This is a genomic window from Rhodobaculum claviforme, assembly GCF_016653255.1.
GTDB lineage: Bacteria > Pseudomonadota > Alphaproteobacteria > Rhodobacterales > Rhodobacteraceae > Rhodobaculum > Rhodobaculum claviforme.
On record NZ_NHSD01000081.1, the window covers coordinates 1 to 4740 of the forward strand.

A 4740-nucleotide genomic window follows, 5' to 3' on the forward strand; every position below is an offset into this window, starting at 1 on the left:
CGCGGGAACCGCCGCGCCGCGCCCCCCTCGTCCTTGTGCTGGCGGCGGTTCCCGCGCTGGCGCTGGCGGCCTGCACGCCCGCGCCCCCCGGCGTCGACATCTGGGACCCGCAGGAGGCCCAGAACCGCGAAGCCCACGCCATCAACCGCCGACTGGACGCCGCCGTGCCCGGGGGGGCGGGCGGCGACGGCGTGGGCGTGCCGCGCCCGGTCGCGCGCGGGGTCGCGAATTTCGCCGCCAACGCGGGCCAACCGTCCAATATTCTCAACAGCGTGTTGCAGGGCCGCCCCGACCCCGCGATCCGCAATACGCTGCGGTTCATGCTCAACACCACCGTCGGCATCGGCGGGCTGTTCGATGTCGCCGGCGCGCTGGGCATCGAGGGGCGCTGGACCGACTTCGGCGAGACGCTGCATGTCTGGGGCCTGCCCGAGGGGGCTTATCAGGAGCTGCCCGTCATCGGCCCCTCGACCGAACGCGACAGCGTGGGCTTTGTCGTCGACCTGCTGATCGACCCGCTGAACGCGCTGCGCCCGCCGGGCACGCGCAACCGGGTGCTGGCCGCGCGCCACGGCAGTCGGGCGCTGGCGCTGCTGGGGGAACGCGCGGACTACAGCGAGGCGCTGGACGCGCTGATCGGCCAGAGCGCCGACAGCTATGTCCAGACACGGCTTTTGTATCTGCAAAGCCGCCGGTTTCGGCTGGATGGGACCGCGGCCCTTGAGCAGGACGTGTTCGATCCCTATGACGATCTGTATGATGACTGACCCCCTGACCCGTCGCACTGTGCTGGCGCTTGGCGGTGCCGCTCTGGTCACGCTGGCCACGCCCCCCGGCGCGCATGCAACCACCCTGACCCAGGCGCGCACGCTGGTGGACGCCGTCGCGGCCGAGCTGACGGCCATCGTCAACTCCGGCGGCACCACCGCGCAGATGATCGACCGCTTCGAGGGGGTGTTCGACCGGCTGGCCGACATGCCGGTGATCGCGCGCAGCGTGCTGGGCCCGGTGGCGCGCACCGCCAGCGCCGCGCAGCTTGCGCGCTTCACCAGCGCCTATCGCGGCTACCTTGCGCGCAAGTACGGACGGACGCTGTTCGGCGGCTACTCCGGCGGCGAGATCGCGGTGACCGGCGCCGCCACCTCGGGCACCGTGCATTCGGTACAGTCGGTGGCCCGCATGCAGCGCCGCAGCGGCGGCACCGAGCGGCTGGACGTCGTCTGGCAGGTGTCCTCCCGCAGCCCCGAGCCGCGCTTTTTCAACATGATCATCGACGGGGTGAACTTCTTCGCCATCGAGCGCGAGGAGGTCCCCGCCCTTCTGGAGGTCCGGCGCGGCGATCTCGACCGGTTGATCGCCGACCTGCCCGGCCTCGGCTGATGGGGGGCGCGGGCACCACGCCGCGCAAGAGGCCACACCGGCGCGAAAAATGCCATCGCGCACGCCCAAGGCGATTGTGCCGCCAACCGGGTTTCGGCTAGATGCCCAGCACAACACCGTCGCGCACCGCGCGGCCAGAGGGACAGTCAGGCGGGACGGGACCGGAAGCCAGCCTTCCGATGCGTAAACAAGTATGGAGAGAAACACTATGTCCAAACCAATGACCAAGACCGAGCTCGTCGCCCAGCTTGCCGCCGAGATGGGCGCCGACAAGAAGACGGCCGCGGCCGCGCTCGACGGGCTCGCTGCGATCGTGACGCGCGAAGTGGTGGCCGGAGGGGCCGTGACGGTCCCCGGCATCGGCAAGGTATTCTGCCGCGCGCGCCCCGAGCGCACCGTGCGCAACCCCGCCACCGGCGAGCAGCTGCAAAAGCCCGCCGACAAGGCCGTCAAGGTGACCATCGCCAAGGCCCTGAAGGACAGCGTCAACGACTGATCCGTCGGCCCATGCGCTGATGCCATGCGGGGTCGCCGGTCTGGCGACCCCTTTTTCATGCCCGCAACAGGGGGGAACCGGATGGACCTGCGCGCAATCCTGATGGGGGCGGCGTTCGCGCTGATGTGGTCGTCGGCGTTTTCCTCGGCGCGGATCATCGTGGCGGATGCGCCGCCGCTGATGGCGCTGTCGCTGCGGTTCTTCCTGTCGGGGCTGATCGGGGTCGCGCTGGCGGCCGCGCTCGGCCAGCACTGGCGGCTGACACCGGCGCAGTGGCGCGCGACGATCATCTTCGGGGTGTGCCAGAACGCGCTATATCTGGGCCTGAACTTCGTGGCGATGCAGACGATCGAGGCGTCGCTGGCCGCGATCATCGCCTCCAGCCTGCCGCTGGCGGTGGCGGCGGTGGGCTGGCTGTTGCTGCGCCAGCGGCTGCCGTGGCTGGGGGTGGCGGGGTTGGCCGCGGGGTTCGCCGGTGTGGTGATGATCATGGGCGGTCGCATGGGCGTGGGGGGCGTGGACCCGTTCGGCCTGACGCTGTGCATCATCGGGGTGGGCGCGCTGACCTTCGCCACCATGGCGGTGCGCGGCGCCTCCAGCGGCGGCAACCTGCTGATGATCGTGGGTTTGCAGATGCTCGTGGGCTCGGCCGTGCTGGCACCGTTCGCGCTGGCGCTGGAGACGCCCGAGGTGCGCTGGAGCACCACGCTGGTGGTGGCGTTCGTCTACACGCTGGTGGTGCCGGGGTTGCTGGCGACGTGGGTGTGGTTCCTGCTGGTGCAGCGGATCGGGGCGGTGCGGGCGGCGACGTTCCACTTCCTCAACCCGTTCTTCGGGGTGGCGATCGCCGCGATGGTGCTGGGCGAGGCCGTGGGCCCGCTCGATGTGCTGGGGGTGGCGGTGGTGATGGCCGGCATCCTGGCGGTGCAGTGGGCGCGCGCACCCGCACAGGGCGTGGTGCCGCCGACCGAGCGCTGATCAGACCGCGTTGGGCGGGGCCTCTCCGGCGAAAAAGGCACCCAGGTTGTCGACCGCCATCAGCCCCATCGCCTCGCGCACCTCCAGCGCGGCGGTGCCCAGATGCGGCAGCAGCACCACATTGTCGAGCGCGCGCAGCCGTTCGGGCACCACCGGTTCGTGCTCGTAGACATCGAGACCGGCGCCCCCGATGCGGCGCCCCTCCAGCGCGTCGATGAGGGCTGCCTCGTCCACCACATCCCCGCGCGCGATGTTGACCAGATGCGCGTGCGGGCGCAGCGACGCCAGCGCGGCCGCGTCGATCAGGTGGCGCGTCCCGTCCCCGCCCGGCACCGCCACCACCACCACGTCCGAGGCCGCCATCAGCCCCGCCAGATCCGCCATCCGCTCGGCCGGGACACCCGTGTCCGCGACCTCCGAGCGGTTGAGGTACACGATCCGCATCCCGAACCCCGCCTGCGCCCGGCGCGCGATGGCCCGGCCGATGCGGCCCATGCCGACGATGCCCAGCGTCTTGCCCGACAGGTGCAGGCCCAGCATCTGGGTGGGATGCCACCCCTGCCACGCGCCCGCGCGCACCAGCCGTTCGCCCTCGGCGGCGCGGCGCGTGCTCATCAGCATCAGGGTCATGGCAATGTCGGCGGTGGCGTCGGTGACCGCGCCGGGGGTGTTGGTGACGGTGATCCCGGCGGCACGGGCCGCCGCCACGTCGATGTGGTTGTACCCCACGCCGAAATTCGCCAGCATCCGCGCACGCGGCGCAGGCACCGCGGCGAACACCCCGGCGGAGTAGAGGTCCCCCAACGTCGGCAGCACCGCATCGGCCTGCGCCAGGCTGTCGGTCAGCTCGTCCGGCGTCATCGGCGTGGTATGGGCACGCAGCGTCACGTCGAATCCCGCCGCGCGGGCGGCCGCCACCACCCGATCGGGCAGCGGGCGCGTGATCAGCAGGCGGGGCGCGGTCAATGCAGCCGCCCGCCTTCGGGGACATCGCGCTCGGGCTCCACCAGCACGACATTGCCCTGCCCGTCCGGCAGGCCCAGCACCAGCACCTCGGAGCGCACGGGGCCGATCTGGCGGGGGGGGAAGTTGACGACGGCCAGCACCTCGCGGCCCACCAGCTCCTCGCAGGTGTAATGCGTGGTGATCTGGGCCGAGCTGCGCTTCTCCCCCAGCTCGGGCCCGAAGTCGATCCAGAGCTTGTAGGCGGGCTTGCGCGCCTCGGGGAACGGCTCGGCGCGGGTGATGCGGCCGACGCGGACATCGACCTTGAGGAAGTCGTCAAAGGTGATGTTGCTCATTGCGACAGCTCCCGGGCGCGGGCGGTGGCGGCGGCGACGGCGCGCGCCATCAGGGGCGGAAGGCCGGTGGCATCATCCATCAGGTGGGCCAGCGCCGCGGCGGTGGTGCCGCCGGGGCTGGTGACGTTGACGCGCAGCTGCGACGCCGGCGCGTCGTCGCGGTGGGCAAGCTCGCCCGCGCCGCAGACGGTGGCACGCGCCAGCCGCATCGCCAGATCCTCCGGCAGGCCCTGGGCGGCCCCCGCCGCCGCCATCGCCTCGATCAGATGAAAGACATAGGCCGGACCGCCCCCCGACAGGGCGGTCACGACGTCGATCTGGGCCTCGGCCTCCAGCCGGACGGTTTCGCCCACCGCGGCCATCAGCGACTCGGCCAGGTCCATGTCGGCGTCGGATGCGGTGGCGTTGCCCACCAGCGCGGTGATCCCCCGACCCACGGCGGCGGGCGTGTTGGGCATCGCACGCACCACCGGCGTGCCGGCGCCAAAGGCGCTGTCGAACGCCGCAAGCGACGTGCCGGCGGCGATGGACACCACCAGCGTGCCCCCCCCGCCCAGCGCGCCCAGCCCCGGCAGCGCCGCCGCC

The 4740-nt window shown here is 72.0% G+C and carries 7 protein-coding genes; 4 read left to right on the plus strand and 3 right to left on the minus strand.

Annotation, left to right across the window (positions count from 1 at the left end; genetic code table 11):
• From CCR87_RS01375 to CCR87_RS01390, 4 genes are all read left to right on the plus strand, one after another.
• A partial coding sequence (locus CCR87_RS01375) for an MlaA family lipoprotein (RefSeq protein WP_201155538.1) occupies positions 1-767 on the plus strand: 767 nt, incomplete at its 5' end.
• Entirely contained in the window at positions 760-1380 is a 621-nt protein-coding gene (locus CCR87_RS01380; RefSeq protein ID WP_207186509.1) for an MlaC/ttg2D family ABC transporter substrate-binding protein, read from the plus strand. The genes CCR87_RS01375 and CCR87_RS01380, both read left to right, overlap by 8 nt.
• A gap of 208 nt (positions 1381-1588) precedes the next feature.
• The gene (locus CCR87_RS01385) at positions 1589-1876 is read left to right on the plus strand and encodes an HU family DNA-binding protein (protein WP_201155540.1); all 288 of its coding nucleotides are present in this window, start codon (positions 1589-1591) and stop codon (positions 1874-1876) included.
• A gap of 81 nt (positions 1877-1957) precedes the next feature.
• Positions 1958-2854: a DMT family transporter gene (locus CCR87_RS01390; protein ID WP_201155541.1), complete on the plus strand. Its 897-nt coding sequence runs from the start codon at positions 1958-1960 to the stop codon at positions 2852-2854.
• On the opposite strand, the gene CCR87_RS01395 is transcribed toward CCR87_RS01390, so the two are convergent.
• The 3 genes from CCR87_RS01395 to CCR87_RS01405 all read right to left on the minus strand — a co-directional run.
• A complete protein-coding gene (locus CCR87_RS01395; protein ID WP_207186510.1) occupies positions 2855-3820 on the minus strand; it encodes a 2-hydroxyacid dehydrogenase in 966 nt (321 codons plus the stop codon).
• A complete protein-coding gene (locus CCR87_RS01400) occupies positions 3817-4155 on the minus strand; it encodes a tRNA-binding protein (protein WP_201155542.1) in 339 nt (112 codons plus the stop codon). Before CCR87_RS01400 ends, CCR87_RS01395 begins: the two co-directional genes overlap by 4 nt.
• On the minus strand, positions 4152-4740 hold a 589-nt coding region (locus CCR87_RS01405; protein WP_201155543.1), incomplete at its 5' end, for a pyrroline-5-carboxylate reductase. The genes CCR87_RS01400 and CCR87_RS01405, both read right to left, overlap by 4 nt.

Coding starts and splice junctions, on each gene's coding strand:
- CCR87_RS01380 (WP_207186509.1), top strand. CDS start 760: ATGACTGACCCCCTGACCCGTCGCACTGTGCTGGCGCTTGGCGGTGCC.
- CCR87_RS01385 (WP_201155540.1), top strand. CDS start 1,589: ATGTCCAAACCAATGACCAAGACCGAGCTCGTCGCCCAGCTTGCCGCC.
- CCR87_RS01390 (WP_201155541.1), top strand. CDS start 1,958: ATGGACCTGCGCGCAATCCTGATGGGGGCGGCGTTCGCGCTGATGTGG.
- CCR87_RS01400 (WP_201155542.1), bottom strand. CDS start 4,155: ATGAGCAACATCACCTTTGACGACTTCCTCAAGGTCGATGTCCGCGTC.